Source organism: Streptomyces bohaiensis (assembly GCF_012033785.1).
GTDB lineage: Bacteria > Actinomycetota > Actinomycetes > Streptomycetales > Streptomycetaceae > Streptomyces > Streptomyces bohaiensis.
The window spans coordinates 1-26365 of record NZ_JAAVJC010000043.1 but is presented as its reverse complement, the minus strand read 5'-3'; the positions used below and the strand labels follow the sequence as shown (position 1 = coordinate 26365).

At 73.4% G+C, this 26365-nt stretch carries 25 protein-coding genes and 1 pseudogene; 10 read left to right on the top strand and 16 right to left on the bottom strand.

The genetic code is table 11. From position 1 onward, the window contains the following. Nucleotides 1-286: 286 nt before the first annotated feature. Both HCN52_RS08135 and HCN52_RS08130 read left to right on the top strand, forming a co-directional pair. Nucleotides 287-1276, top strand: a complete 990-nt coding sequence (locus tag HCN52_RS08135; protein ID WP_312876599.1) for a sugar kinase — start codon at nt 287-289, stop codon at nt 1274-1276. Next, nucleotides 1273-1911 (top strand): bifunctional 4-hydroxy-2-oxoglutarate aldolase/2-dehydro-3-deoxy-phosphogluconate aldolase, encoded by a 639-nt coding sequence (locus HCN52_RS08130; protein ID WP_168087691.1) that lies wholly within the window; start codon nt 1273-1275, stop codon nt 1909-1911. The genes HCN52_RS08135 and HCN52_RS08130 overlap by 4 nt, the downstream gene beginning before the upstream one ends. A 327-nt stretch (nt 1912-2238) precedes the next feature. On the opposite strand, the gene HCN52_RS24695 is transcribed toward HCN52_RS08130, so the two are convergent. The 5 genes from HCN52_RS24695 to HCN52_RS08105 all read right to left on the bottom strand — a co-directional run bounded on the left by HCN52_RS24695 (nt 2239) and on the right by HCN52_RS08105 (nt 7684). Beyond that, nucleotides 2239-2601 (bottom strand): sigma factor-like helix-turn-helix DNA-binding protein, encoded by a 363-nt coding sequence (locus HCN52_RS24695; RefSeq protein WP_312876598.1) that lies wholly within the window; start codon nt 2599-2601, stop codon nt 2239-2241. Between the two features lie 13 nt (nt 2602-2614). After that, complete coding sequence (locus HCN52_RS08120; protein WP_168087690.1) at nt 2615-3913, bottom strand: MFS transporter; 1299 nt, start codon at nt 3911-3913, stop codon at nt 2615-2617. Next, on the bottom strand, nt 3910-4914 hold the full coding sequence (locus HCN52_RS08115) for a condensation domain-containing protein (RefSeq protein ID WP_168087689.1): 1005 nt from the start codon (nt 4912-4914) through the stop codon (nt 3910-3912). Before HCN52_RS08115 ends, HCN52_RS08120 begins: the two co-directional genes overlap by 4 nt. Further along, entirely contained in the window at nt 4914-5093 is a 180-nt protein-coding gene (locus HCN52_RS08110; RefSeq protein WP_168087688.1) for a hypothetical protein, read from the bottom strand. The genes HCN52_RS08115 and HCN52_RS08110 overlap by 1 nt, the downstream gene beginning before the upstream one ends. Before the next feature lie 1073 nt (nt 5094-6166). Beyond that, complete coding sequence (locus HCN52_RS08105) at nt 6167-7684, bottom strand: MFS transporter (protein ID WP_245174964.1); 1518 nt, start codon at nt 7682-7684, stop codon at nt 6167-6169. A 236-nt stretch (nt 7685-7920) separates the two neighbouring features. Between HCN52_RS08105 and HCN52_RS08100 the strand changes: the two genes are divergently transcribed. Further along, on the top strand, nt 7921-8340 hold the full coding sequence (locus tag HCN52_RS08100) for a YjbQ family protein (RefSeq protein ID WP_168087687.1): 420 nt from the start codon (nt 7921-7923) through the stop codon (nt 8338-8340). A 330-nt stretch (nt 8341-8670) separates the two neighbouring features. Then, a pseudogene (locus tag HCN52_RS26365) lies at nt 8671-8826 on the top strand (transposase); the annotation flags it as partial. Nucleotides 8827-9024: 198 nt separating this feature from the next. Here the strand turns inward: HCN52_RS26365 and HCN52_RS08085 are convergent. Together HCN52_RS08085 and HCN52_RS08080 are read right to left on the bottom strand one after the other, a co-directional pair. Continuing rightward, on the bottom strand, nt 9025-9876 hold the full coding sequence (locus HCN52_RS08085) for an NAD(P)H-binding protein (RefSeq protein WP_168087686.1): 852 nt from the start codon (nt 9874-9876) through the stop codon (nt 9025-9027). Beyond that, on the bottom strand, nt 9873-10319 hold the full coding sequence (locus HCN52_RS08080) for a nuclear transport factor 2 family protein (RefSeq protein WP_168087685.1): 447 nt from the start codon (nt 10317-10319) through the stop codon (nt 9873-9875). Before HCN52_RS08080 ends, HCN52_RS08085 begins: the two co-directional genes overlap by 4 nt. 135 nt (nt 10320-10454) lie before the next feature. On the opposite strand from HCN52_RS08080, the gene HCN52_RS08075 reads away from it, so the two are divergent. Then, complete coding sequence (locus HCN52_RS08075; RefSeq protein WP_168087684.1) at nt 10455-11300, top strand: helix-turn-helix transcriptional regulator; 846 nt, start codon at nt 10455-10457, stop codon at nt 11298-11300. Between the two features lie 367 nt (nt 11301-11667). On the opposite strand, the gene HCN52_RS08070 is transcribed toward HCN52_RS08075, so the two are convergent. The 4 genes from HCN52_RS08070 to HCN52_RS08055 all read right to left on the bottom strand — a co-directional run bounded on the left by HCN52_RS08070 (nt 11668) and on the right by HCN52_RS08055 (nt 15954). Then, nucleotides 11668-12678: a YdcF family protein gene (locus HCN52_RS08070; RefSeq protein WP_312876597.1), complete on the bottom strand. Its 1011-nt coding sequence runs from the start codon at nt 12676-12678 to the stop codon at nt 11668-11670. Between the two features lie 85 nt (nt 12679-12763). Continuing rightward, nucleotides 12764-13615 (bottom strand): CPBP family intramembrane glutamic endopeptidase, encoded by an 852-nt coding sequence (locus tag HCN52_RS08065; protein WP_168087683.1) that lies wholly within the window; start codon nt 13613-13615, stop codon nt 12764-12766. A gap of 233 nt (nt 13616-13848) precedes the next feature. After that, nucleotides 13849-14382, bottom strand: a complete 534-nt coding sequence (locus HCN52_RS08060) for an EF-hand domain-containing protein (RefSeq protein WP_168087682.1) — start codon at nt 14380-14382, stop codon at nt 13849-13851. A gap of 288 nt (nt 14383-14670) precedes the next feature. Further along, nucleotides 14671-15954 carry a glutaminase gene (locus HCN52_RS08055; protein WP_168087681.1) on the bottom strand — a complete coding sequence of 428 codons (1284 nt, stop codon included), beginning with the start codon at nt 15952-15954 and terminating at the stop codon, nt 14671-14673. 376 nt (nt 15955-16330) lie between these two features. Here HCN52_RS08055 and HCN52_RS08050 point away from each other — a divergent pair, with 376 nt between their 5' ends. Continuing rightward, nucleotides 16331-16525, top strand: coding sequence for a hypothetical protein (locus HCN52_RS08050; protein ID WP_168087680.1), 195 nt, complete (start codon nt 16331-16333; stop codon nt 16523-16525). Continuing rightward, nucleotides 16522-16914, top strand: coding sequence for a type II toxin-antitoxin system death-on-curing family toxin (locus HCN52_RS08045; RefSeq protein WP_168087679.1), 393 nt, complete (start codon nt 16522-16524; stop codon nt 16912-16914). The genes HCN52_RS08050 and HCN52_RS08045 overlap by 4 nt, the downstream gene beginning before the upstream one ends. Nucleotides 16915-17016: 102 nt before the next feature. On the opposite strand, the gene HCN52_RS08040 is transcribed toward HCN52_RS08045, so the two are convergent. The 4 genes from HCN52_RS08040 to HCN52_RS08025 all read right to left on the bottom strand — a co-directional run bounded on the left by HCN52_RS08040 (nt 17017) and on the right by HCN52_RS08025 (nt 23009). Beyond that, nucleotides 17017-18255, bottom strand: a complete 1239-nt coding sequence (locus HCN52_RS08040) for a metallophosphoesterase (protein ID WP_376767103.1) — start codon at nt 18253-18255, stop codon at nt 17017-17019. A gap of 178 nt (nt 18256-18433) precedes the next feature. Then, nucleotides 18434-21589 (bottom strand): S8 family serine peptidase, encoded by a 3156-nt coding sequence (locus HCN52_RS08035; RefSeq protein WP_168087677.1) that lies wholly within the window; start codon nt 21587-21589, stop codon nt 18434-18436. A 368-nt stretch (nt 21590-21957) separates the two neighbouring features. Beyond that, entirely contained in the window at nt 21958-22212 is a 255-nt protein-coding gene (locus HCN52_RS08030; RefSeq protein WP_168087676.1) for a hypothetical protein, read from the bottom strand. Between the two features lie 98 nt (nt 22213-22310). Next, nucleotides 22311-23009, bottom strand: a complete 699-nt coding sequence (locus HCN52_RS08025; RefSeq protein WP_168087675.1) for a flavin reductase family protein — start codon at nt 23007-23009, stop codon at nt 22311-22313. A gap of 64 nt (nt 23010-23073) precedes the next feature. On the opposite strand from HCN52_RS08025, the gene HCN52_RS08020 reads away from it, so the two are divergent. Then, nucleotides 23074-23802: an ArsR/SmtB family transcription factor gene (locus HCN52_RS08020; protein ID WP_168087674.1), complete on the top strand. Its 729-nt coding sequence runs from the start codon at nt 23074-23076 to the stop codon at nt 23800-23802. Between the two features lie 290 nt (nt 23803-24092). Then, entirely contained in the window at nt 24093-25220 is a 1128-nt protein-coding gene (locus HCN52_RS08015) for a ferric reductase-like transmembrane domain-containing protein (protein ID WP_168087693.1), read from the top strand. Between the two features lie 115 nt (nt 25221-25335). On the opposite strand, the gene rpmF is transcribed toward HCN52_RS08015, so the two are convergent. After that, nucleotides 25336-25506 (bottom strand): 50S ribosomal protein L32, encoded by a 171-nt coding sequence (gene rpmF / locus HCN52_RS08010; protein ID WP_168087673.1) that lies wholly within the window; start codon nt 25504-25506, stop codon nt 25336-25338. A gap of 123 nt (nt 25507-25629) precedes the next feature. On the opposite strand from rpmF, the gene HCN52_RS08005 reads away from it, so the two are divergent. Next, on the top strand, nt 25630-26067 hold the full coding sequence (locus tag HCN52_RS08005) for a VOC family protein (RefSeq protein ID WP_245174963.1): 438 nt from the start codon (nt 25630-25632) through the stop codon (nt 26065-26067). Nucleotides 26068-26365 lie beyond the last annotated feature (298 nt).

Below are 26365 nucleotides of genomic sequence, written 5' to 3'. Positions count from 1 at the left end.
GGCAGCCCGACCGCCGGGACCGACGGTCGGGCTGCCGACCGGGCGCCGGGGGCCCCGACCGGCGGCGCTGTCACCGGCCCGCCGCAGGCAGGAGCCCTCGCACCGCAGCAGCCGACGCGGCTCCTCCCTGGCCGACGGCGAGCCGCCCCGGGTAGGTTCTCACCGTCGAAGAGAACGACGACCGGCGCTCCGCGCGCCGGACCCGGTGGCCGCACCGCCCGATCCCGAGGCGGTTCGGGGTGAGGGAAGCTCCCACCGGGGACGCCCCGCCGCACCTGGAGCTCCCGTGCACCCGACCAGCCCCCCGCCCGCAGCCCCGCCCCCACCCGCCGTGGTCTGCCTGGGGGAGACCATGGCCGTCCTCACGCCGTCGTCCGCTGGGCCGCTCCACACCAGCGACGCGTTGAACCTCCGCACGGGCGGGGCCGAGTCCAACGTCGCCGCCTCCCTCGCCGGGCTGGGCCACCGCTCCGCCTGGCTGGGCCGGGTCGGGGACGATCCCTTCGGGCGCCGTGTCCTCGCCGACCTCGCCGCCCACGGTGTCGCCACCGACGCCGTGGAGACGGACCCCGACCGCCCCACCGGTCTCTACCTCAAGGAACCCGTCGACGGCGCCACCCGCCCCCACTACTACCGGGCCGGCTCGGCCGCCTCCGCACTCGGCCCGGGGCTCCCCGCGCCGGAGCTGCTCGCCACCGCCGCAGTCGTCCACGTCACCGGCATCACCGCGGCGCTCTCCGACAGCTGCCGACGCCTCCTCCACACCCTGCTGGTGGAGCGTGCGGTTCCGGGCCCGCTGCTCACCTTCGACGTCAACCACCGCGCCGCGCTGTGGCGGGGCTCCCGGGAACCGGCTGCCGAGGTCCTGCTGACCCTGGCGCGGGCCGCGGACCTCGTCCTGGTCGGACGGGACGAGGCAGCCGCGCTGTGGGGCACCGAGCACCCCGACGAGATCCGCGCGCTGCTGGCGCCCGCACCCCGCCTGGTCGTCAAGGACGCCGACGTGGGAGCCACCTCCTACACCCCCGACGGCGACTCCGTCTTCGTCGCCGCACCGCGCGTCGACGTCGTCGAACCCGTCGGCGCGGGCGACGCCTTCGCCGCGGGCTACCTCGCCGGTCTGCTGGAGGAACGCCCCGAGCCCGCACGGCTGCGACTGGGACACCTCGCCGCACGCGCCGCCCTGACCACCACCGACGACGTGCCCCGCATGCCGCCGCGCCACGACATCGACCCCCTCCTCGTACCCGACGCACCCTGGAGCACCGCCCCGTGAGCACCACGCCCGACCCCGCCACCTCCCTCGACGCTCTCGCCGCCGACCGGGTGATCGCCGTCGTCCGCGCTCCCGCCGTACCCGACCCCGCGGCACTCTGCGACGCCCTGCGCGCAGGCGGCATCCGCTGGGTCGAACTCACCTTCACCACCCCCGGTCTCGACGACCTGCTGCGCCGCGCCACCGCACACGCCGACGGGGTGCTGGTCGGTGCCGGCACCGTCACCACCGCCGACCAGGCGAAGTCCGCCGCCGACGCCGGCGCCCGCTACCTGGTCACCCCCGGTCTGCGCCCCGAGGTCGCCGCCGTCGCCCATGACCGCGGGCTGCCCGTGGTCATGGGCGCGCTGAGCCCCACCGAGGTGGGGAACGCCCTCGACCTCGGGGCCACCGCGGTGAAGATCTTTCCCGCCCACGCCTTCGGCCCCCGCCATTTCCGGGACCTCGCCGGGCCGTACCCCGGGGTGCCGCTGGTCGCCTCCGGCGGGGTCAACGCCGCCAACGCGGCGGAGTACCTCCGGGCCGGGGCGCTCGCCGTCTGCGCCGGTTCCGACGTCGTACCGCCCGCCGCGGTGGCCGCCGGTGACTGGCAGGGCATCACCGCGCGCGCCCGGGAATTCGTCGCGTCGCTCTGAGACGACGACGGCGGTCCCGGGGGCCGGGCCGACGCGGTGCGCGGCAACCAGGTCGAGACCCTGGCCGGGGGGCCGGGGGGCCGGGGGGCCGGGGGCCGCGGGCCGCCCGCGGGGTGCGCGGCGCCGGTTCCCGGGACCGCCGTACCAGTCGCCGCCACCCTGCGGACCGACGCCGATCAGGCCGACCGTCGCGCCTTCCGTCGGGCCGCCCGCTCGGTGAGGGGCCGGGGCGGCGCCGTGCTGACGCCCCGGCAGGCGGGCCGCCCCGCCTGCGGCGACCCGAACCGCCCGGTGACAGGCGCGACATGCGGGGTGGCCGGCGCCGGGTCAGGCCGCCGCGTCCGCGTCCCGAGCCGGCGCGGGCCCGGGCGCGTTCCCCTCGGCCTCCCACAGCAGCCGCAGCAGCTCGGCGCGCGCACGGGAGACGCGGGAGCGCACCGTGCCCACCGGGCAGCGGCACAGCGCGGCGGCCTCGTCGTACGGCACGCCGCACACCTGGGTGAGCACGAACGCCTCGCGTCGGTCGGCGCACAGGCTCTCCAGCAGCCCGTACAGCGCCAGTTCCTCGGCGAACCCTCCACGGTGCGCAGGCTCGTTGCCCGCCGTATTCCCTCCGACCCGGAACGTACGACGCCAGGTGGCGAGAGCGCCCGTCTGGACCGCGCCGGGGAGTTGTCTCCTACAGGCCACCCGGCCGATCCGTTCATCCCCTCCCGGGGCCGGCGGGGCCGGTGGCGGATCCTGCGGTGGCGGCGGCCGGAGCCGGGGACTCGTCCCCGGCGTTCCTCATCAGCCCGGAGCGGGCGATGATCGCCAGACAGAGCACCATGACGCCGGTGGCGGCCATGAACGTCCATCGCGCCCCGACGAGATCGAGGAGCGGGCCGCCGACCATCGACCCCAGGGCGTCGGCGAGGAAGGTCGCGCTCATCACCACGCCCATCACCACCCCGACCATCTCGGCCGGTGCGCGCTGCTGGATCAGCGTCAGACCGCAGACCGACTCGATGCCGTTGCCGAAGCCCACCATCAGAGTGGCCACCGCCAGCGCCGAGAACCAGGGGGAGACGCCGATCGCGAAGTGGCCGACCGCCTGGATGGCCACACCGCCGAGGAAGACCTTCGCCGTCGCGTCCAGCTTTCGCCAGCGGCCGGTCAGTACCGAGCCCAGCAGCGCCCCGACGGCGATCAGACCCAGCGACAGTCCATAGCCGAGGGGGCCGGCCGACAGATCCTGCTGGGTCAGCTGCACCAGAGCGGCCCGGTCGAGTCCGGCCCCGAAGGGCACCACCACCAGGCCCGTGGCCAGCAGCAGCAGCCGCCGGTCCGAGCGCAGGGTGCGCAGCCCCCGTGCGGTGGAGGCGAGGACGCCGGGTGCGGCTCCGTCCCGTGCCAGGGGCGGGGTGCGCCGCATCAGCGCGGTGAGCCCGGCCGAGGCCAGGAAGGTCGCCACGTTGACGAACAGGGCCACTTCGAAGCCCCACAGCCCCACCGCGAGACCGCCGAACGCGGAGCCCAGGGCGAAGCCCACCGTGATGCCGCCCATCAGCGCCCCGTTGGCCCGTGTCCTGGCTTCGGCGGGCAGCGCCCGCACCGCCATCGTGCGGGCCGCCGGCAGCGCGATGGTCGCGGCCGATTCCGAGACCAGCAGCAACAGCAGGAGCAGCAGATAGGACGGCTGGACCACGGCGATCACCAGGAACAGCGCCGCCGACAGGATGTCGCAGCCGATGATCAGCTGCCGCAGGTCCATCCGGTCGCTCAGGGCCCCGGCGAACGCGCCGAAGAGCCGGGGCAGCAGCCGAGTGAGGAAGAGTCCGCTCAGTGCCAGGCCGCTGCCGGTGCCCTGGAAGACATGGACGGCCAGCGCCGCGACGGCTGCCATGTCGCCGAAGACCGACAGCGCCCGCGCGGCGACGAAGTAGGGGAAACGGCCGGCCCGCAGGGTGGCCGGCGCCGCCGTGCCGCCGCCTTCCCCGGCCGGGGTTCCGGGCCCCGTCATTCGGCACCGCCCCACGTGCCGCTCCCGCACGGCGCGGTGATTCCGGCCGGGCCCGTCCGGGAGCCCGGCTCGGGGAACCGGTTGAGGGCGGAGAGCGGGCGGTCCACGCCGCCCTGCCCGTAGCAGGACCACCACATGCGGCTGGTGCGGTCGATCAGCTCGCGCACCGAGGGGTCCCCGCTCAGGTCGCAGGGCAGCGGCAGCCGGTTCCCCAGGCAGCCGATCAGCCGGTCGGTGCCCCGCTCCGCCCGGGTGGCGACGGACGCGGACAGCAGGAACCGCGGCTGTCCGGTGTCGGCGTGGGCGACGGCCACAAGAGCGGCCAGGAACAGGGGGAACAGCGAAGTCCGCCGGGCCCGGTCCGGTTCCCGCAGTCGTAGGTCCTCCAGCCCCGAGACCCGGCCGCGCCAGAACTCCACGGCGCGCTCCCGCCCGGCGCCGCCCGCCCGCCGGGCCGCGTCGGCGCTCCGCGTGCAGAACCCGGACCAGCTCTGCGCCGCCTCCGCGGAGGGCGGCACGCCGCGTGTCAGCGCCCTGTAGTGAGCCAGGAACTCCTTCAGCAGCACGCCCATCGACCAGCTGTCGAACAGCGCGTGGTGCACGACCCACCTGAGCCGGCGCTCCTCGGTCCCCGTGCGGGCGAGCGGCAGCCGCAGCGGCACCTCGGTGAGCGGAAACAGACGTGCGGTCAGTTCCGCCGGCGGGCGGATGTACTCCTGCAGCCGCCTGCGGACATCGGCCTCGGTCAGCGGCGGATCCGCCGGTGCGCAGACCACCTGCGCCGGGCCCATGGCGGTGTGGCAGAACGTGGTGCGCAGGGCCTCGTGCCGGGTGACCAGGACGCGCAGGCCCTCCCCGAGCGCCGCCCGGCCCAGCGGCCCGGTCAGCCGGACGACCACCGATGCATGGAACCGGGGTTCGAGTGTTGTGGCGTCCGGTGGCGGACGGTAGTAGCGCAGTGCGGGGGTCGGCGCTACGAGCCGGAGAGCGCCGTCCGCCATCAGGTGGGATCCGATGTACGGCGGGCGCCGAGCAGCGCTGCGGAGGCCGACAGCTCCGGTGCCCGGAAAGCATCGCCGAGCTTGGGCTGCACACCCAGCCGGCCGCGCACCCGGGTGGCGACCCGCATCGCGCTCGGGAACCTGCCGCCGAGCGCGAAGACGTGGTCCCCGGGGGCCACCGTCTCCCGACCGAGTACCGCAGATCTCCGCGACGGCCTCCTCCGTGGGGGCATCCCCTGCTCCCTTCCCGGGCCAGGCCCGAAACCAGGTGGGTGAACGCCCGCAGATCCGCGGCCTCGGACAGGTTGCCCCGGGCTCCTCGTCCGCACACGGGCACGCCGGCCCCGGTTCACGGTCGGGGCATACGTCGGCCATCAACTCGTCGGCGCTCACCTCAAGCTCCTCCGCACCGACGGGGCGCCGGTGTCGCCGCTCCGAGAGGGGCACCCGGCGCCCGCGCTGCCGGGCGAGCCGGGCCCGCCGCCTTCCCCGCCGGTGTCCTCAGGCCCGGCCGGAGGTGTCCTTCCGGTTGTCCATGCCGGAGCGCCGTTTCTCTTCGGCCCCGCGGGCGCCCCGTGCGGCGGGGTCGCCGGAGTCGGGACGCAACCGGTGCATGACGGCGACCAGGGCGAGACTGAACGACCAGCAGCCCCACCCAGGTCGGCCGACGTCCCGGCCACGCGGCGGGGGAGGACCCGCCCATGTCCTGCGGGTCCCGTCCGCCGTCGACCCCGCTGATGGTCACGGCCGCCAGACCCACGACGGCCCCACCGCCCGCACTGTGAACTTCCTTTCCCGCCCCTCCACGAGCTGCCGGCCCGGAACCGCACAGACCAGCAAGACAAGCAGTGGAAACGGCTCTGCGCCCCCGGTCCAGCGTCGAAGGCACCATCTGCGAGTTCAGCGACGGACGCCAGGCCCGGCGCAGCCGCTACCACGGCATCCGCACACACGTGCAACACCTCGCGACCAACGTCGAACGCCTCACCTCATGCACGACTCGACCCCACCGTCCGGCGTGCACCCACGACCTTCCTGCAGTACCTCAATACCCGCGGCCTGAACCGGGAATGCTCGTGGCGACAAGGCAGATGAGGTCACGCTCAAGATCCCTGAACGAGTCGCTCAGTGACGTCTCCGGCAGCGTCCGCTCGTCGTCAGCAAGCCACTACTCGCAAACAAGGCCGGGCTCCAACGAGGGCTCGGCGTGGATGGCCAGGCGTTTCATGCGCATCGTGCGCTAAGCGCCGCCTCATCTGGAGCGTGGGCCATCCGCTTGTCGCCGCGCAGTGGGCCGCGCCGGTTTGCCCCCTCGTTTCATCCATGCGGCGAGGATCGCGCCGGCTGCCAGGGCACCGTACGCGGTGAGCAGCAGTACCGTATCCGCTGCCGGCTCCGCACCCACGCCGCGTCTTTCATCAGCGACGGCACCGGCCAAGCCAACGCCGAGACCGGCGGCCACGGTGATGATCGTCTTGGTTACCCCTGACGCCTCCCCGGCCCGTTCGATGCGGATCACGGCTTGCGTGGCGATGCGCGTCAGTGAGTTGGCAACGCCCAGGACCATGCCGGCAACGGTGGCGACGGCCACGTACGCGGTCAGTGTGGAGGTGAGAGTGAGGCACACCAGCACCAGCGCGGCCCCGCACAGACAGCCCGTCATCAGCCTCACCGCCGCCCGTTGTGGTGCCCGGCCGGCAAGTGGCCCGGCGACCGCCATGGCCACCGCGGGTAGCAGAAAAGCCGTTCCCGCCAAGGTCACGGGAAGGTCCCACTGCCCCTGAAGGCTCAGAGGCACGACGAAAAGGAACATGACGGTAGCGGTGTTGGCTACGGCGCCAGCAAGCGTGAGCGCCATGTAGGGCCTATTACGAAACAGGCTTGGCTCTACCAGCGGGTGGGCCGCGGTGCGCTCCCGTTGCACGAAGAAGATCAGCAGAACCACGACCACGGTCGTGCCGGCCAGCGAGGCGGGCCACGGCCAGCGCAGCCCCCGGTCGATGACCACACACAGCACAGCCAGCGCGGCCGTAGCGCCCAGAAGCCCACGCCAATCGACGGCGCGCAGCGCCGTACGGTCAATGCTCTCGACGGTACGAGAGGCGCAGACGGCACCAAGGACAGCCAACGGGATGTTCAACCAGAACACGGCTCGCCACGACAACAACTCGGTCAGGATGCCCCCGATGAAGGGGCCGCTCGCGGTGGCGATCCCACCGACACCCAGGGCCAGTCCGGTGGCGCGGCCCCTTAGGCCGGCTGGATAGACGTTGGTCAGCAGGGCCAGCCCGACCGGCATGATCATCGCTGCGCCGGCACCCTGCACCACTCGCGCGCCTACGAGAACGGACAGGCTTGGAGCGAGTGCGCAGACCAGAGAGGAGAGTCCGAACACGAGAAGGCCTGCGGTCAGGAGCCGTCGCCTCCCGAAGACATCCCCGAGCCGCCCCGCCCCCAGCATCAGTGTGCCAGTTGACAGCAGGTACGCGCTGACGACCCACTGGAGGCCATCACCGCCCGCGTGCAGGTCGCGCCCGATCTGCGGCAGTGCAAGATTCAGCCCGAACGCGTCGAGCTGAATGCAGAACACACCCACGCACATGGCCAGTAGTGCCCAACGCCGTGTGGCCAATCGGGACATGGACTCTTCTCTGACGCCCTCGCACAACGTCAAGCTCTTTCCCACGACTACCCACTCCTTCACATAGCGCGCGCCCAAATCGGTGGCCAGGCTTGCCGCAGAGGCCTCCTTGCCGGCCTGCTGTGCCAACCGCCGCGCCGACCGGACCCGTACCGACGGAGAAGGGACCGTCGCCCATGGAAGCGCCGGCCGCGTCGCCGCGTACCGGAGGACGCCATCACTCCCGCGAGCGGACCATCAGGCTGCCCGCTGCCCCGTGGCGCGCCGCGGGGCAGCGGTCCGACACGAGCGTGGATCCCGTCGGGTCCGTGGCGAACGCCGCCCGGAGCGAGCGTCACCACACCGGCCGCCCGTAGCCTGGACGCATGAGTGCCCTGCGAACCATCGTCCTCGACGTCACGACCGGCCGCTCGGAGGTCGTCGTCGACCTCACCGACCGCTGCGCCCGCTTTCTCGACGACGTCGCGGCGGGCGGGGACGGACTGCTCAACATCTTCGTCCCGCACGCCACCGCGGGGGTGGCCGTCATCGAGACCGGCGCGGGCAGTGACGACGACCTGCTCGCCGCCCTGCGCGACCTTCTGCCGGCGGACGACCGATGGATCCACCGCCACGGCAGCCGCGGTCACGGCCGGGACCACGTCCTCCCCGCCCTCGTCCCACCACACGCCACCCTCCCCGTCGTGGGCGGCCGCCTGGAGCTGGGCACCTGGCAGTCCGTCTGCCTCGTGGACACCAACGGCGACAACCCCGACCGCCAGGTGCGCCTGAGCTTCCTCAGCTGACCAAGATCGTTCGGCGGGGGCGTGGCCGCCGATTCTCCGTACGCTGCGCGCTCGGACGGAGAGAAGAACAGCGCGGTACGGACCTCCACACGATCGAACGCCCCTACGGCGGATACGGCAAGTGCTTGCTCGGAGTGCGGCGCCTCTCGTGGATGAAGGCGGCCCCCTCGTCGCCGGAGTGTCAGCGTGAAGATGCTCTGACGGCAGCTGCGTCCGTCGGTGGCCACATCATCGGCTGGGCCGAGCTCCCCGCGACGATCGACGGGCTCGGCTCCGCCCCCTACGGCGGCGGCTCGGGTCTGACAAGGACCGTCTCCCGGACCGGACGCCGTAGCGGGGGGCCGGTGGCGTGACCATCGTGAAGTGAACGACGCGATCGCCCACAAGTTCCGGACGGGCATTCCATGGGTGCACCTTCCGGAGAGGTACGGCAACTGGTGGGGCACCTGCAACCGGCCGCGGATGTGGGCGGTGGACGGCGAGTGGGCGCGGGTGTTCACTGCTCTGGTGACCCAGGCCGACGCGGACGAGGACCTCAACTGGGCCGTCTCCGTCGACTCCACGATCGTGCGGGCCCATCAGCTCTGGTGGGTTGAGCACGGTGGGCCGACGGCTCGAGCTCACGGGCTGGTCCAAGGACGAGCTCACGCCGGGCCGGCACAGGTGTCGGTCAGTTCTCGAGGGTCAATTGTTCGTCCACTGGAGCGCGTGGTCTTGGACGAACTCGGTGAAGGCGCGGGGTGGGCGGCCGGTCAGGTCCAGCACCGTGGTGCTGATCTGGTTGTCCCGGCCGGCTCTGATGCCGGCGTCGACTGCGGCGAGGGCGGTCGCGAAGGCGTCCGGCATGCCGGACGCGCGGTAGGTTTCTACCTGCTCGGCGACCCCGACGGGCGCGATCCGGATCGGCCGTCCGGTGCGCATGGTGATGATCTGCGCAGCTTCGTGGTAACTCAGCGCTTTCGGCCCGGTGAGTAGGTAGTCACGCCGGTCGTCGGGTTGGCCGTTCGGTCCAGTCAGGAGCGCGGCGGCCGCTGCCGCGATGTCCCGAGCGTCGATCCAGCCCACCCGGCCGGTTCCGGCGGCGGTGCGGATCTCACCGCGTCGCCGGATCCGCTCGCCCAGCGGGTGGGGGGCCAAGAAGTTCTGCATGAACCCGGAGGGGCGCAGCACCACCCATCCGGGCCGGGCTCGCACGTGCGCGGCCAGTTCCAACGCGCCGGCGGCTCCGGGCAGTACGATAGCGGAGCCGAGCAGCACCAGTCGGCGTACGCCGAGGCGTTCGGCCTCGTCCAGGAACGGTTCGACCAGCGGCATCGGATCTGTGGTGTCCACCGGAGGAACCAGGTAGACCCGGTCCATCCCGTGCAGCGCGGCCGGATGGGTGACCGGATCGCTCCATTCGAACCGAACCGCGTCCGGGGCGTCTGCCGGCGGCGTGCGGCTTGCCACCCGGACCGGCACGCCGCTCTTGCGGAGCAGTTCGGCCAGGGCGCTTCCCGTCTTTCCAGTGCCTCCGGTGATCAGCACGCCGGTCATCGGGTGGCCTGCCCGTGCAGCGAGCTGAGCAGTTCGGTCAGCGTGCCGGCTGCTGAGGCGGCCGCCAGCGGGCTCCAGTAGTCCCGATAACGGGTGATCAGACCCTCGTGGGTGGTGAGCACCGTGACGTAGTCCAACTCGTACGGCTCATCGGTGGCGACCGTACGGCCGCGCGCGGTGAACTCCACCACGATGGTGCCCGGCTGGTCCGTGGGGCGCACGGTGAGGGTCGGGATCGCCTGTACGTCCATCAGGTCCGGGTAGCCGGCCAGATACCCCCGGACAGCCTCACGTCCGGTCAACCGTCTCGGTGAGGCCCCTTCGGCAAAGGGGAACTCGGCGGTGCCCTGCTCCGCCCACAGATCGGCGACGCCATCCATGTCCTTGGCCAGCAGCAGCTCCAGCAGCCGGTGAAAGATTTCCTCGGAAGTGCGTGGTGACACGGTGATTCTCCAGCGTTGTGCGGGATGTGCGACCGCTTCAGGGTGGGCTCACGAGGCAGTGCCGCGGAACGCCCCAGTGAGCCCCGGACCACTGGTCCGTGGCTAGGCCGGGTGCCGTTGTGCCAGCCTGGGCGGGTGAGCAGAGCAGAACTGGCTGACTTCCTGCGCCGTCGACGCGAGGCGCTGCGCCCGGCCCACATGCCGGCCACGGCTGTCCACCCGCCCGGCCTGCGCGCCCGCCGCACCCCCGGACTGCGGCGGGAGGAGGTGGCAGCCCTGGCCGGGGTGTCCACGAGTTACTACGAGCGACTGGAGCAAGCCCGCGCGCCGCGTCCGTCCCCGCAGGTGCTGTCCGCGCTGGGCACGGCACTTCGCCTCACCGACGCCGAGCGAGAGCACCTGGCGCGGCTGGCCGGGCAGATCCCGCCCAGTACGGACGTCGATCGCGCGTCGGCGCCTGCTGGCGCACACCGACTGCTGCATCGGCTCGGCCCGATTCCCGCCTATGTGGTGAACGACCTGGAAGACATCGTGGCCTGGAACGCCGCGGCGGTTGCGTTGATCATCGACTTCGCGCAGTTGCCCGTCCACGAGCGCAACACCGTGCGTCTCGCCATCCGGCTGGGCGGCACCCTCTGCTCGGCACCCGTCGGTGCGGAGGGCGACTTTGCCCGGCAGTCCGCCGCCCACCTGCGCGCGGCCGGCGCCCGTCACCCTGCGGACCGGGCGCTGGGCGAGCTGGTCAACGAATACGCCGCGCACAACCCTGACTTCATCGCCGGCTGGCGCAGCCACGACGTCCACCCCCGTCCGATGCTGCGCAAACGCCTGCATCATCCCGAACTCGGCGAGCTCGAACTTGAACGTCAAACCCTGCTCATGCCCGGCACAAGCCTGCGGCTGGTGCTCTACACCGCGGATCCCCACAGCCCGAGCGCCACCGCACTGGCCCAGCTGGGCCCTCCTGACAGGGCGCCGTGACCGTGGGCCCTGGCGCGGCTTCACGTCGCAGAATCGCTCTCACGACCTTCGTCTCGGTCAGCGCACCCGAAGGCTTGTCCCGTGTGAGCACTCCCCACGCAGGGATCTTCGAGGTGATGGGGTCACTTCGGGGCCGTTGACCCGGGGGTGCGGGCCGGCTCGGCGGAACGACGTGGCGCCCCGCACGGCTCCGGCCTCGGCACGAGCACCTCATTCTGAAACGATCAGTTGACGGAAGTCGGTCGACACCAACGGCGACAACCTGGGGCGCCAGGTGCGGCTGAGCTTCTCCGGGGCAGCACCGGACGGGCGTGATCGGAGGGTGATCTCCGGGCGCCGGGCCACCGCCCACGGCCGGGTGGCCCGGTCAGCGCCATGTCGGCACGCTGAGCAGAACGGCCAGGCCGGTCAGCAGGACGCCCATGGCGAGGTTGAGAAGGCGGTGCTGCCACATGATCGCGACGAACTCCCGGATGGTGGCGCTCGGCCAGTAGTAGCGGGCCGTCGGCGACCCGAGGACCTGGCCGTTCACTCCGGCTCTGCGCGCGGTGAGCGCGGCCCGGAACGCGTGGAAGTTGTTGGTGACCACCACGCACAGGTACTCCGGATCGTCGGCGGCCATGATCGTGCGGCTGTACCGGAGGTTCTCGTCCGTGGTCCGGGATCGGTCCTCTTCCCGTACGTCGGACGGCGGGGCGCCGTTGTCGACCAGCCAGCGGGCCATCGCCGTGCTCTCCGCCACTCGTTCGTCCGCCCCCTGCCCGCCGGAGGCCAGCAGCACGGGCGGCTTTCCGCCGCGGTGGACCTGGCGGGCGTGGAGCTCCAGCCCCTTCTCGAGGCGGGAGGCGAGCAGCGGCGACACCCGGTCGCCGCCGAGCAGTCCGCAGCCGAGCACCACGACGAAGTCGACGTCACCGCGGACCCGCACGCGCCCGTACAGGAACGCGTAGCCCAGGAAGCAGACGAAGAGGAAGGCGACGTAGGCGCTGAGCAGGAGCAGGACTCCCATGACGGTCGCCGCTGCCTGCGACCCCGACTGCCGGAGGACCTCCAGGAGGACGAGCACGGAGGCGATGGCCAGGCCCAGCAGGAGGGAGAGCAGGTTCGCGGGGCGGCGGCCCTCCTTGCGGACCATGACCAATCCGTTGACCACCATGAAGAACGCCAGCAGCAGCCCCCCGAGCACGGTGCCGAGGAAGAACAGGGCCAGTAGGAACTCCGCGTGGCGCGGGCGGACGAACAGCAGCGCCACCGCCGTGCTGATCGCCACCAGCCCCAGCAGGACGGCGTTCCGGAACATCCGGCGGTCCTGCCGCACGGAGTACAGGAAGGCGGCGGAGAGGGCCGCGGAGGGCGCGAAGGCCAGTGCGCTGATCACCGCGCCGCCTCTCGCCGTGCCGCGTCCCGGCCGGCCGCACCGCGCCGTGCGGCGCCCCGACCGGCAGCACCACGGGCGACGGGCCTCACGAGGCGCTCACCCGCTGGACGCTGCGCCGGTACGCCCACAGCGCGCTGAGTGCGAGGAGTACGAGGACGAGCACCGCCGCCGTCAGGGTCCCGCCCTCCAGCGCGGTGGTGCCCTGGCCACCGTCGTCGCCGTCGCCGGGGCTGAGGACGGCTGGTGCCCAGTTCCATACCGTGTGGAAGGCGCACGCCCGCCACAGGTTCCCGTCCGCCAGGGTCCACAGGGCGAGGGAGACGCCCAGCAGGAACGTCAGCAGCACATAGCCGGCGGTGGCCCCCGGATTGGCCGTGTGCGCGGCGGCGAAGAGCGCCGAGCTGAGCAGCACACCCGCCGCCACCCCCCATCGCTCACGCAGCGCCGGGAGGAGGTAGCCGCGGAAGAGCAGTTCCTCCGTGGGCGCCTGGACCGCGAACGTGAGCAGCAGCAGCGCCATCTGCCAGGGCGCGACCGATGGCCCGGCCGCCTCACCGGAAGTGCCCGTGTCCGAGCTGAAGGCGCTCAGCGCCACGTTCAGCGCGAGGAGACCGACCAGCGCCGTGCCCACCCCGACCGCGATCCTCCGGTAGCGGTCGGCGCCCCGCAGACCCAGCGCGGCGAAGGGACGCCCCTCGCGCAGCACGACCCAGGCGGCCAGCAGCGCCGCCGTCGGGCCGAAGGCCACCACGTTGAACAGTCCCAGCCCCGCGAGGGAGTCGCCGTCTACGCCGGACAGCCGCAGCACGACCCGCGCGAGCAGTTGGCCGACGACGAGGCAGACGGCCACGACGAGGACGGCGAGCGCGGGGCCGGCCCGGCGTCCGGGTGTGTCCCGGTCGGGGGAGCGGGGTTCGCTGCGCGCGGTCTCAGTCATCGGCGGTCACCTTCCCGAAACGTACGGGGCTCCCCGGTCGAGGGGGCCGAACGGGGGACCACGAACGCTCGCAGTCTGTCGTCGGCACCGCTCGTCGGAGAGCTCCGAACGGGTGAACACGGGAGTGGCCGGCGGGGGCTCGCCACCCGGACGAACCGCCGCCGCGCCGACTTCCCGCCGCGCCTCGCCGTGCCCCTCCGCCGGGCCGGTGGCGCGGCGGAAGGGCTCGCTAGTCAGGCTGTCGCGCTGGGCACCAGGAGGTCGCCGGTGGTGCCTGCCTTGTCGGGCGCGTAGTAGTCCTTGATCGCTTCGGCCCAGGTGGGCACCGCCACGCGGTCCTCCGCCGTCGGTCCGAAGGCGTCGAAGAGGGCGTGGATATTGGCGGGCCGGAAGCCGATCGCGGTCATGAGGTCGACGAAGAGCGGGCGTTCGATGAGGCCGTCGCCGTCCGGGTCGCCGAGCGCGGCGAGCGCTTCGGCGAAGGCGGTGACGGTCGCGTCGAACCGCTCGGGGGCGAGCACACAGGCGGTGTACTCATCGAAACTGATCACCTGGTCCCCGTCGGTGTCCAACTCATCGGCCAGTGTGGTCCAGTACTGCCGGAAAGCGGTGCGCATCGCGTCCTTCGCCCCGTCCGAGGAGGCCGATGCGGCGGCGACCACGCGGTCGCTCATGAGGTCGAAGTCGCCCGCGTCCAGCACGCCGTTGCCGTTGGCGTCCAGCAGTGAGAAGACGAGCGCGACCCTCTGGGTGGCCTCTGCACGCATGATTCCGTTACCTCTCCTGTGACCATTCCCCGTGGCGCGGAGGCCGGGAACACCCCGGCGATCCGCCCCGCACGGCCGGACGGTGCCCGACCCGAGCGATCACTGCCCGAGCGCCCCAGCGCTATCCGGGCGCGGGGGACAGTTCGCCGGAAAGGTGGAATCGGCCCTCTTTCCGGGCGAGTTGGGCCGTCTGCGTGCACGCCGCGCGAGCGGGCGGCCGGCGCGGGCCGCGGCGGACCAGTCGGCCCCCGCGTCCGCCCGGGTCGGCACCGTCGGCGGGCGGGGCGGTCACGAGGGGGTGGGCGCCGCCTCCTCGACGGTGCGGACGACGGTGACGCGGCCGCCCTCACCGGGGTCGGGATCGGGCAGCATCGTCTCCGGATCGACGAGGTAGACCTCCTGCCCGTCGAGCGTCAGCCGGCGCGCGACCTCCAACACCATCCGGCGTGCCACGTCGTCGATCGCGTGGACGCGCGTCAGATCGACGGCCACCCGGGCTTCCGGAGGTGCGGTCTCCAGGGCCGCGCGGACCACCCGCTCGGCGCCGGCGAAGTCGATCCCGCCCTGGAGTTCCAGGACACGCAGCGCGTCCGTCCCGCTGCCGAGGACGTGGTTCGAGCGGACGACGGCCTGGCCGGCCGAGGGCACATCCATCACGTGCAGGCCCATGTCCGAGGAGAACCGTTCGAACAACGACACCCCGCGCACGCTGTTGCCGTGACGGTCCAGCCGCGGTGAGAACGTCGCGATGCCGATGCGTCCGGGGAGGGTACCGATCAGCCCTCCGGCCACCCCGCTCTTGGCGGGGATGCCGACCTGGGTGGCCCAGTCGCCGGCCGCGTCGTACATCCCGCAGCTGAACATGACGCTGAGGACCTGGCGCACCACCGTCTCGGACACCACCGTCTCACCGGAGAGCGGGTTCACGCCGCGGTTGGCCAGCGTGGCCGCCATCAACGCCAGGTCCCGCGTGGTGACGAGCACGGAGCACTGCTCCGTGTACCCCTCGACGACCGTCCTCGCGTCCTCGGTGAGCATGTCGTGGCTGCGCAGCATGTGCGCGATGGCCAGGTTGCGGTGTGCCGTCGCCATCTCCGAGGCGTACACCTGCCGATCCACCGTCAACTGCCGCCCGGCGAAAGCCGACAGACCGCGGATCACGCGCTCCACCCGGTCCGCCGGGGCGCAGCGCTCCGGGCCGACCAGCGAGTGAACGGTGATGGCCCCGGCGTTGATCATGGGGTTGAGCGGGCGCCCCGAACCGCTCTCGAGGGAGATCTCGTTGAACGCCTCCCCGGACGGCTCGACGCCGACCCTGGCGAGCACCGGATCGAACCCGCGGTCGGCGAGGGCCAAGGCGTAGACGAACGGCTTGGAGATCGACTGGATGGTGAAGGGGACGTCGACGTCCCCGGCGCCGTACACCCGCCCGTCGACGGTGGCGAAGGCAGCCGCCAGCCGCTCGGGGTCGGCCGCGGCCAGTTCGGGGATGTACGCCGCCGGTTCTCCGGAGGCGTCCGGCTCCACGTCTCCCAGCGCTTCGGCCAGGTAGTCGGGGATGATGGGCCGCATGCGTGCCTCTCCGTTCGGGACACCGGCTTCCGGTGCGGGATGCTGTCGGGCCACCGCGCGGCCGTCCGCCGCTGGGGCGCGCCACGACGCGTGATCGGTGCGCGGTCAGGCTACCGAGGGGGCCGTGCGGATCGAGCGACCGTTGCCCCCTGACCCCGCGGCCGTGTCCCACGGGCGACGGGCCCAGCGGGGGCCGACGGCCCTTGCTCGGCCCGCAGCGCGGTGCCTGCGGTGCCGGGCTGCGGAGCGCGTCGCGCCGTGGTCCGCGGCCGACGGGGGAGTCCGGTGTCGGGCGGCATCCTCGGGAGTTGCGGGCCGCACCCGGCGGAGGTCGGAGCGTTCGCCTCGCAGATACCAGGGCGGCATCATCGTGGCCATGGCGATGACACCCCGGCTCCCCGAGGAGCTCGACGCGAAGCTCACCGAGCGGGCCCGCCGCGAGCGCCGCAGCAAGCAGGACCTGGCGATCGAGGCCATCCGTGAGGCGCAGGAACGGGCCGAGCCGGCCGTGGGCGACGTGCTGGCCGAGGTCATGGAGAGCGACGCGGAGATCCTGGACTACCTGAAGTGACCGAGGTGCGCTACCTCCGGATCGACGAGATCCTGGCGGTCGCCCGCGCGCTCAACGGCACCGAGCACAGCGTGCGGAACATGGGCCCGCTGGTGTCGGCGACCGAACGGCCTCGGACCCATGTGTTCGGGGCCGAGCTCTACCCCACCCGCCACGAGAAGGCAGCGGCGCTGCTGCACCCGGTGGCCCGGAACCACGCGCTGATCGACGGCAACAAGCGCACCGCCTGGTTGGCCATGCGGGTCTTCCTGCGGCTGAACGGTCTCCGCGCCGACACCGCTCCGCCGCCGGTCGCCGAAGCCGGCCCCTTCGTCGAGGACGTCGCCCAGGACGTGGTCGACGTGGCGGCCATCGCCACGCGCCTGTCGGTGTGGTTCCCGGTGGCCTGACCCGGGAGCCGCGGCGACGTGACCCGGGACGGGGATCGCCCCGGCGCCCCTCCGGGTCAGCCGCCGCGGTGCCCGGAGGGGGCGGGGCCCCTCGGGGCTCGCTCAGTCCCGTGCCGCCTCGGCCGTCCGCGTCGAGCGGAGGACGAGCAGCGTGATCTCGCTCGGCGCGAAGATCCGGAAGGGCGGCCCCCAGAAGCCGGTGCCGCGGCTGGTGTAGAGCAGTGTTCGGGCGCCGTGGCGACTGAGGCCGGCGACGGCCGGCTGGTCGAGGCGGACGAGGTAGTGGAACGGCCAGATCTGGCCGCCGTGGGTGTGACCGGACAGCTGCAGGTCCACCCCTCCCGCCGCCGCCCGGTGGACGAACGTGGGCTGGTGCGCGAGGAGCAGCACCGGGTGGTCGGGATCGGTGTCCCGCAGGGCACCGGCGAGATGTGCCCCGTGGCCGTCGAGCCCGGACGCCTCGGCGGTGACGTCGTCGACGCCCGCGACCACCAGCGTGTCGCCGCCGCGCTCCAGGAGCAGGTGGCGGTTGCGGAGCGGTTCCCAGCCCAGCTCGTCCATGAGGTCGACCCACCCCTGGGCCTCGCTGTAGTACTCGTGGTTGCCGGTGACGTACACCCGGGCGCGGGTCGCCTCCACGGTCCCCAACGGGGCGGCCTGGGCCCGCCGGCGCTCGGCGGTGCCGTCCGCGATGTCCCCGGTGTGGCAGACGAGGTCCGCCTCCAGCGTGTTCACCTTCTCGCAGACGCGCGCCGACCAGCGGGCGCGGTCGAGCGGCCCGTAGTGGGTGTCGGTGATCAGCACCACGCGGGTGCCGTCCAGGCCGGGGCCGAGCCGGGGCAGCGGCACCTCGACCCGGCGCACCCGCGGCACGCGCCGCGCCTCGACGAGGCCGTAGGCCAGCAGGACGGCGGACACCGCGAGGACCGCCCAGGTGACGATGCGCGCCCGGTCCTGGCCGTCGCCGATGTCGGCCACCGCGAGGGCCGGCCGCAGCAGCGCGCCGAGCAGCACCGACCAGGTGAACAGCACCCAGATGCCGCCGAGCAGGGTGGTGCCGAGGATCGCCGCGCCGTCCGACTGGCGTCGGCCGTGCCCGCGGACCATGGCGGCCGGCATCCCGACCAGGCCGAGGACGCACAGCGCGGTACCGGCCAGCGTGACGGCAAGCGGCCACTGCTGACCGGTGTGCAGCAGCACCACGCACGGGACCGCCCAGAGCAGCACCGGCGCGACGAGCGGCAGGTAGCGCATGACGCGGTGCAGCAGCCCGCGGTGCGACGACCGGTCCGGCTCGGGGCCGGGGTCCTCGACGGGCCGTGTCTCGCGGGTCTCGGTCACACGCAACCTCCTGGGGGACGGACCGGCCGATAGCCCGCCGTCGGGCCGCCGGTGCCGCTCCATTGTCCCCGCCGCCGGCGCCGGGCGACCGCTCGCCCCGCGGCACGAGCCGGCCCGGGAGCCGCTGCTCCCGGGCCGGCTCGCGGTGCGAGCGGATCACCGCGTGGTGGTCAGCCGGTCACTTCGTGAGGTAGGCGTCGAGGATGGTCTGGACGGAGCGGTTGCCGTCGGCGTCCTCGGCGGTGGCGCGCAGCGAGACGGAGCCTCCGGCGGCGGGGTTGTGGACGTGGACGAGGTAGCCGGTGTCCTTGGTGTGGGTCTTGAGCTCTTCCCAGGTCTCGCCGCGGTCGAAGGATGCCTCGACGGTGAGGTGGGCGGCGTCGCCGCCGGTGACGGTGAGCGGGACGGTCAGCTTCTTCCCGGCCGGAGCCGTGCCGTCCAGCGCGAGGTCGGGCGTGTACCGGACCGCGAGGGGGCCCGCGACCGGCTCGAAACCCTCGACCGGGCCGGTGGTGAAGGTGTGGTCGAGGGTGATGACGGTGCTCACCGCGCCGGGCGCGAGGTCGCTCCGGTCGGCGGTGCTGACCAGGCGGTACTCCGCCTCGCCCTCCGGCAGGCGGCTGTCGAACCACTCCGCGGTGTCGGGGTACTCCGTCAGGAGGACGCCCTCGCGGTACAGGCGGGTCGTCCCGGCGGCCGTCGCGGTGCCGGCGTTGCCCGCGCCGTCGCTGAAGTGGGAGATCAGACCGACCAGACTGGCCCCGGACTGGAAGAGTCCCGACGACTCGCCGAGTACCGGCCCGAGGACGCCGACGTTGAGCGCCGCCTCGTGGCGCTCTCCACCGGTCATCTCACGGGCGGTGGTCCAGAACGCCGCCACCGGCTCCTCCCCTCCGGGGATGAACTGCTCCAGGTGAAGGCTCCACTCGCCGTCCGCCTGGAGCTGGAGCTGCTGCTCGGCCGGCAGGTCGACGGGGATCGTGCCGGCGGTCAGTCCCGACCCGCTCAGCACGCCGAGCTCGCCGCCGGCGTCGGAAACGGTGGCGCCGAGCCGGGCGTTCAACTCCGCCATCTCCTCGGGGCCCGGGTGGTTGACGAGGCCGGTGGGCCAGCCGTCGCCCCCGGCGTGCAGGAACGCGTGGCTGCCGTCCTCGTGGCGGTGGGAGGTCGCGGCGTGGTGGGTCAGTGCGACGCCGTCGCCCGGTTCTGCCAGCGCCAGCGTGCGGATGCCCTCGGGGAGCGCGGGGAAGGACGTCTCCCGCGAGACGTTCGTCCCCGTCGCGCCGTCGGTCACGTCCCAGCCGGCGACCGTGCCGACCGGCTCCGACGCTCCGGGGGCGACGAAGTCCAACTCCGCCGCCTCGGCCAGCGGCACCTCGACGGTGGTGTCGGCCGAGAGCACCAGCGCGGGGTGGACCGCGATGTCGGTGCCGACGCGGTCGCCGGCGGCCGACCGGTCCGCCTGCACCTCCAGGACGTACGCGGCCTCCGGAAGTCGGGCCGTGTACCGGCCGTCCCCCAGTTCGCCGTGAACCGGATCGCCCGCCGCCAGGTCGAAGAGCAGGATCTCCCCGCTCTCCGGGGCGCCGCCGTCGTGGCCGACCACCTCGACGGTGAGGTCGAAGAACGCCGGCTCCAGCTCCACCGTGCCGGCGGCTCGGACCTGCTGCCCGCCGCCGGACGCGGTGACGAAGACGCCGTAGTCGCCGATCGTGCCGTCGGTGGCGGAGGGCACCGCCGTCACCTCGACGGTCGCCTCCCCGCCGGCGGGTACCTCCACGGTGTCGCTGTCCAGGGTGAACATCCCCTCGGGCGCCTCGCCGGCGGGGCCGGTCGTGTCGACGGCGAGATCGAGCGTCAGCTCCTCGTCCCCGCTGTTGCGGTAGGTCAGCTCGCGGCTGACCGGATCCGCCTCGGCGGCAGGGAACGCCACGGCGCCGAAGTCCAGCGCCGCGGTCTCCGTGGTGACGGTCTGGGTCAGGGCGCGGGCGAGGTCGAGACGCCCGGTCCCCTGCTGGGTCGGGGCCGGTCCGCGCAGGGGCGCGGCGGAACTGGTCAGCAGGGACTTCAGCTGGGGGCCGGTCAGCTCCGGATCCTGCTGGATGAGGAGCGCTGCGGCGCCCGCCACGTGCGGTGCCGCCATCGACGTGCCCGACGTCGCGACGTAGCCGTCGGCGACCGGCCGGCCGATGCCCTGCAGGACACTGCCGTCCGCCGCGGCCGCCCCGATGTCCGAACCCGGCGCCGACAGCTCGGGCTTGAGGGCACCGTCGCCGCGGGGGCCGGCGGCGGAGAACGGGGAGATCTCGTCCTCCTTGGTGACCGAGCCGACGGTCAGCGCCGCGCTCGCGACGCCCGGGGTGTCGAGGGTGCGGTCGCCGGGACCGCTGTTGCCGGCGGAGACGACGAAGAGGGCGCCGGACTCCTCCGCTATGCGGTCGAGCGCCTCGGCCATCGGGTCCGGGCCCTCCGGGACCACGTCGCCGAGGCTCATGTTGATGATGTCGGCGCCGGACGCGGCCGCCCACTCCATCCCCTCGATGACCCAGGACTCCATACCGACGTTGTCGTCGCCCAGGACCTTGGCGTTGAGCAGCTCCGCTCCCGGAGCCACTCCGCGGAAGGCGCCGTCCGACCGGTCGCCGCTGCCCGCGGCGATGGAGGCGACGTGCGTGCCGTGTCCGTAGTGGTCCGCCGCGCCGGGGGCGTCGGTGAAGTTCTCGGCGAGGGCCACCCGGTCGCCGAAGTCCCCGTGGTCCGCGGCGATACCGGAGTCGAGGACGGCGATGGTGACCCCGGAGCCGTCCAGTCCCGACTCCCAGGCCAGGGGGGCGCCGACCTGCGCCGTGCTCGCGTCCAGCGCCCCCGCCACGATGCGGTCCAGCGACACCGTCTCGATGCCCGGAGCGGCGGACCTGGCCAGGTCACCCCGGTCGGCGCGCGACGCCGTCAGCGCCTCCCAGACGGCGGTGCCGCTGTCCTCGGCGAGGGTGAGCGCGTCGGCCTCCAGCACGTCCAGCGTGCCGCGGAGTTCGATGTCGGGCTCGGCCCGCAGCTCCGATCGGGCGGCGGTGCCGCCGTCCTGGTAGTCGACGATCAGCGGGGTTCCGGCGAACCGCTGGTACTGCGGGCGGGACAGCTCGGTGACGTCGAACAGTGCGCGCTGCAGGGTCCCGTCCGCGATCATCGCGACGGCGTCACGCGGGACGACGTGAACGGCGCCGTCGGTCTCCGTCACCTGGACGGGTATGTCCTCGCGCCCCGGTGCGGGGTGGACGGCCGCCACGGTGCCGTCCGCCGCAAGTGCGACGCGGTCGCCGGTCAGCAGGGTCACCGAGCCACCGGAGCCGGAGGCCGGCGCAACGGACTCCTCGCCTCCGCCCGGTGGTTCGGCAGCTGCCGCGCCACTCGATCCCGCGGTCAGCGAGATAGCCACCGCCGACGCCGTGAGGACCGCCCACAGCCTTCTCTCCGTTTTCAATCCGTCTCCCAGACATAGGCGTTGGTCGCGTCGGGGTGTCGAGGTTCGCGACGCGACCCGCGCAAGTTACCCAGTATGTTTGTCGGATCGCAAGGATGGTCTCGGCCGGGGAGTGCGGCCTCGTAGCAGGGAACTGCCTGGTCAGGTCCGGCCTGAGGCGATGTCGTCGTCGGTCGACCGCCGGGAGTGTCGGGCGCCGGGCCGCTGCGCCACGCGGACGGTCAGCAACCCGGACGGGCCGGCCGCGCCAGCGTCATCGCCAGAGCCGCCGCCTGGATCTCCGCCTCCCAAGCGTCCTGGTCGGGGCCGAACTGGTACTCGCCGCAGCAGACGCAGAACGGCAGTAGCGCCACCAGGGCGTGTTCCTCGGGGGTCGCCGTCTCGACGTGTCCTCCCCCGGCTGCCAGTGCCTCCGCGGCGACCATCGGCAGGTCCTCGGAGAGGAGTTCGCCGCCCGGGAGCGGACCCTGCTGCACTGCCGGGCCTCCTTGCCTGCTCGGTGCCGCACGGCGGCCGCCGAGGGCCCCGTGGGGCACCGAGCGAATCCGGCCGGGCTCCGCCCGGGGACCGGGACTCAGTCGGGAACACGCCGGGGCTCGGCGTCCGCGGGGGAGTCGGGGGCAGCCTGCGTGCGGGGTGTCCGGGTGCGGTAGGAGTGGCCCAGTTCCGGGCCGAGGCCGAAGTAGTGGCGGAAACTGTAGACCAGCGGACTCCACGCCGCCGGGTCGACATGATCCGTGCCCGGCACGACGATGCGGGCGTCGGCGTGCACCGTGCCGACGACGGCCTCGACGATCACGAACTCGCCGGAGCCGTCCGGCCGCACCTGCTCGGCCCGGGCCTCCAACTGGAGAGGGCACTCGGCCACCCGCGGTGGCCTGACGCCCCGGGACGGCTGCTCCGTGAGACCGGCGGCACCGAACTTGTCCGGCTCGAAGCGGCATCCGTGCGGCTTTCCGGGCGGCACCGGGTGGCGCCCGGTCAGCGGTGCCAGTCGTTCCACGGCCCGCCACAGTTCGGGGGCGGGCAGGTTCACGACGAGGTTGGGCCGGTCGGCGAGGTTGCGCGCCGTCTGCCCCTGGCGTCCCAGGCCGAGGAGGACCGTCCGGCCCAGGGCCCACGCCGAGGAGATCGGAGCCAGGTTGAACGACCCGTCCTCGTTCTCCGTCGAGAGCAGCGCCACGGGCGTTCCGAAATAAAGGACGGGCGGTCGGATCTCCAGGTGTGCCGGGTCCTGGTGCGCGGGGTGCGAGCTGGTGGGTGCGGTGTCCATGGGCGGCACGCTAGGCTCCGGTCGCTTCGGCCGCGGCCGAAGCGACGCGAGGCACACTGGGTGTATGGACACACCATCCGGTTCGTCCGCCCGGCCCGACCTGGCGGCCGTCGCGAAGCTGCTGGCCGACGGCAGCCGCGCCGGATTCTGCCTCGCGCTCCTCGACGGCCGTGCCTGGACCGCCGGGGAGCTGGCGCGCCACGCCGGCGTGGCGCCGTCGACCGCCAGCGAACACCTGCACCTCCTGGTCGACGGCGGACTGCTGGTCGAGGAGCGGCAGGGGCGCCACCGCTACGTGCGGCTGGCCGGTCCGCACGTGGCCGAACTGGTCGAGAGCCTCGCCGCGCTGGCTCCCGGGCGCGATCCGACGCCGCGGTCGCTGTCCGCGCGCGGCCGGCAGCAGGCCCTCGGGCACGCGCGGACCTGCTACGACCATCTCGCGGGGGCGGTCGCGGTCGCCATCACCGACGCCATGCTGGTTCGAGGCCTGCTGTCGTTGGAGCACGGGCTCGACCTCACCTCGGAGGGAGGCGCCTGGCTGGCCGAGACCGGCATCCGGGTCCCGCCCGGCCGGCGGCGCCCGGCGGTGCGACCGTGTCTCGACTGGACCGAGCGCCGGCCACACCTGGCCGGGGCGGTCGGTGCCGGCCTGTGCCGCCATGCCTTCGACCGTGGGTGGATTGTCCGCATCGGACGATCCCGTGCGGTGGAGGTGACCGCGGGCGGCCGCGCCGCGCTCCGGGACGGTCTCGGACTGGCGGACGACGTGCTGGTCCGCGACCGGGCGGGCTAGCGGCGCGCCGGGCGCAGCACTGCGTGGGTGTGCCGGTGCCGCGCGGGTCGAGGGTGGCGTCGGCGGCGCCGCTGCTCAGGTGGGGTCGCCCCCGGCCCGGCGCCCCGCGCCCCGGACGGCGAAGCAGTGTCCTCCTTCCGCAACGCTCCTGCCTCACGGGGCGAGGTCGGCCACTGCTCGGGGCGCCCGGGAACGTCCGGAAGGCGTTCTGCCCCCTTATCCCGGCGGCTCCCGGCGCGTATCTTCTGCGGAGCGCAGGAACCCGAGCCGAGGGATGGGGCGTGAGGCGGATGGCCGGCACGGCGGTGCCCGATGCGGGCAGCGACACCTCAGATCCCGGTCGGCAGTCGCGCCGGTCCCGTCCGCGACTCGACCGCGCGGGCCTCCGTGCCGACCTGCGCGCCACGCTGCCCGACGCGAGTCTGGCGGTGCTGATCACGGGGCTGATCTTCGCGTGGCTGTGGGTGCGTGTCGAGAACGGGACCTCGTCCACCGTCCAGGTGATGCCCCATCTGGCGGACCGGCAGCACTGGATGTACTGGCTGTGCCAGGCGTTCGGCTGGTCGGCGCTGCTGTGGGCCTACATCACCGTGCTGCTGGGACTGCTCAGGTCCGGCACCCGGCCGCCCTGGCGTCTGCTGACCGCCGCGCGCACCGAGAAGCTGCACCGCACCACGGGGCTCACCACCATCGCGCTGATGTTCCTGCACGCGTTCCTGCTGTTCCTGGAGTTCGTCCGGTCGAACCACGGGGACTCCGGCACCTGGGTCGGCCGCGTCGCCTCCGCGTTCGCCGAGAGCTTCGTCCCGGGCTACTACCCCTCCGGCACCGGCCGGCTGGCCATCCTCATCGGCCTGCTCGCCTTCTACCTGGCGATTCCGCTCAGCCTGGCCTACTACCTGCGCCACGCCACGGGAGCCCGGATGTGGCGAGCGCTGCACCGCTTCATCATCGTGGTCTACGTCCTGAGCGTCTGGCACACGCTGCTCTACGGCACGAGCGTCTGGTTCGACGGCCTGTTCCGCTCGTTGGTCTGGGCGCTCCAGGTCCCGCTGGGCCTGCTGTTGCTGCTGCGGCTGGCCCGGCCGGCGAGGCCGTCCGAGCGGCTGGGGGTGCGGGAGGAGCGCCGGCCGCCTCCCGCGGTGTTCGCCGCGCGGCTGTCGGGACGGCTGGTCGTCGCCGCTGCGGTGGCCGGTGTGGTGGTCGTGGTGGCCACCGGCGTCGACGGAGGACGGTCGCCCGGGGTGCCGTCCCCGGGGACCTGGCCGGAGCCCTGGGTCGTCTGGGCCGGTCTGGGCCTGCTGGTCGCGGCAGCCGCAGTGACAGCTCACCGGCTCCGGCCCTCCCGGGCGACCGCGCGCCGCGCCGTGGCACGCCGCGCGACGGAGCCGGATGCCTCACGGCAGGCTGTCGACTGACCACCGGCCCACGATCGAGCGACCGGCCGGGCCCGGGACGGGGCGATGACTGCGGCCTCCGCCCACCGGCTCGGCGTCGACGTCGCCGGCTCCCGCCGGTGGCCGCGCCGCCCGGTCAGTCCTCGGGGCGGAGCAGACCGCGCTCGTAGGCCCTGACCAGGCGTCGCGGGACGAGATGCACGGTGCCCCCGACCGTCACCGGGACCAGCTGCGGCGCAGCGGCCTTCCACTGGGCGCGGCGGTGGCGGGTGTTGCTGCGGGACATCTTCCGCTTGGGAACGGCCATGGCGGTGCACTCCTCGTCGTGACGGTCGAGCCACCACCGTACATGAAAATGGATGTCGTTAGCGTTGTGGGGTGTTCGGCCGCTCGACGCGCGGCCGGCCCGCTACCTCCCTATCCTCGCCACATGACTGTGCTGCGCATGGACAACGTCGCGATCGTCGTCCGGGACCTCGACACCGCCCTCGCCTTCTTCGTCGCACTCGGCCTCGAGCTGGAGGACCGCGCCTCGATCGAGGGCGCCTGGGCGGACGAGACTGTCGGGCTGGCGGGCGTGCGCAGCGAGATCGCCATGGTGCGCACCCCGGACGGAACGGGCCGCGTCGAGCTGACCGAGTACCACCACCCGCCGGCGGGCGAGGAGGTCGGGGCCGCGCCGCCCAACACCGCCGGACTGCACCGGATCATGTTCGCCGTCGACGACATCGACGCCACCGTCGAGCGGCTGCGGCCGCACGGGGCGGAACTGCTCGGGCGCGTCGCGAACTACCAGGGCGTGTTCCGCCTCTGCTACCTGCGAGGCCCCGCGGGCATCATCGTCGCCCTCGCCGAGCGGATCGGCTGACCCCGGAGGGGTGGTCCGCCGCCCCGACCGAAGTGCGGCGTCACGCGCAGGCCGTGGCGCGGCACCCGACCGAGGACAGGTGAGGCCGCTTCTCCCGCCGCGCGGCTCCTCACGCGGGTAGCTGCCGGAGCGGCACCGGTGCACGTCCGCTCGCCACCGGGGTCGTCGGACCGAGCGTGCTGCAGGCCCCCCGCGGCGCCGCCGGCCCGGGCGCAGCGGGGGCGTGGACGCGGCCGCGAGCAGCGTGCCGGCGACCACCGCGGTGGTCGCCGGCACGCTGCTCGCGGCCGCGTCCACG

Bases quoted from the DNA above. Each gene is read 5' to 3' on its own strand.
- HCN52_RS08120 (WP_168087690.1), bottom strand. From the start codon at position 3,913: ATGACGGGGCCCGGAACCCCGGCCGGGGAAGGCGGCGGCACGGCGGCG.
- HCN52_RS08115 (WP_168087689.1), bottom strand. From the start codon at position 4,914: ATGGCGGACGGCGCTCTCCGGCTCGTAGCGCCGACCCCCGCACTGCGC.
- HCN52_RS08100 (WP_168087687.1), top strand. From the start codon at position 7,921: ATGAGTGCCCTGCGAACCATCGTCCTCGACGTCACGACCGGCCGCTCG.
- HCN52_RS08085 (WP_168087686.1), bottom strand. From the start codon at position 9,876: ATGACCGGCGTGCTGATCACCGGAGGCACTGGAAAGACGGGAAGCGCC.
- HCN52_RS08065 (WP_168087683.1), bottom strand. From the start codon at position 13,615: ATGACTGAGACCGCGCGCAGCGAACCCCGCTCCCCCGACCGGGACACA.
- HCN52_RS08060 (WP_168087682.1), bottom strand. From the start codon at position 14,382: ATGCGTGCAGAGGCCACCCAGAGGGTCGCGCTCGTCTTCTCACTGCTG.
- HCN52_RS08055 (WP_168087681.1), bottom strand. From the start codon at position 15,954: ATGCGGCCCATCATCCCCGACTACCTGGCCGAAGCGCTGGGAGACGTG.
- HCN52_RS08050 (WP_168087680.1), top strand. From the start codon at position 16,331: ATGGCGATGACACCCCGGCTCCCCGAGGAGCTCGACGCGAAGCTCACC.
- HCN52_RS08025 (WP_168087675.1), bottom strand. From the start codon at position 23,009: ATGGACACCGCACCCACCAGCTCGCACCCCGCGCACCAGGACCCGGCA.
- HCN52_RS08020 (WP_168087674.1), top strand. From the start codon at position 23,074: ATGGACACACCATCCGGTTCGTCCGCCCGGCCCGACCTGGCGGCCGTC.
- HCN52_RS08015 (WP_168087693.1), top strand. From the start codon at position 24,093: ATGGCCGGCACGGCGGTGCCCGATGCGGGCAGCGACACCTCAGATCCC.
- rpmF (WP_168087673.1), bottom strand. From the start codon at position 25,506: ATGGCCGTTCCCAAGCGGAAGATGTCCCGCAGCAACACCCGCCACCGC.
- HCN52_RS08005 (WP_245174963.1), top strand. From the start codon at position 25,630: ATGACTGTGCTGCGCATGGACAACGTCGCGATCGTCGTCCGGGACCTC.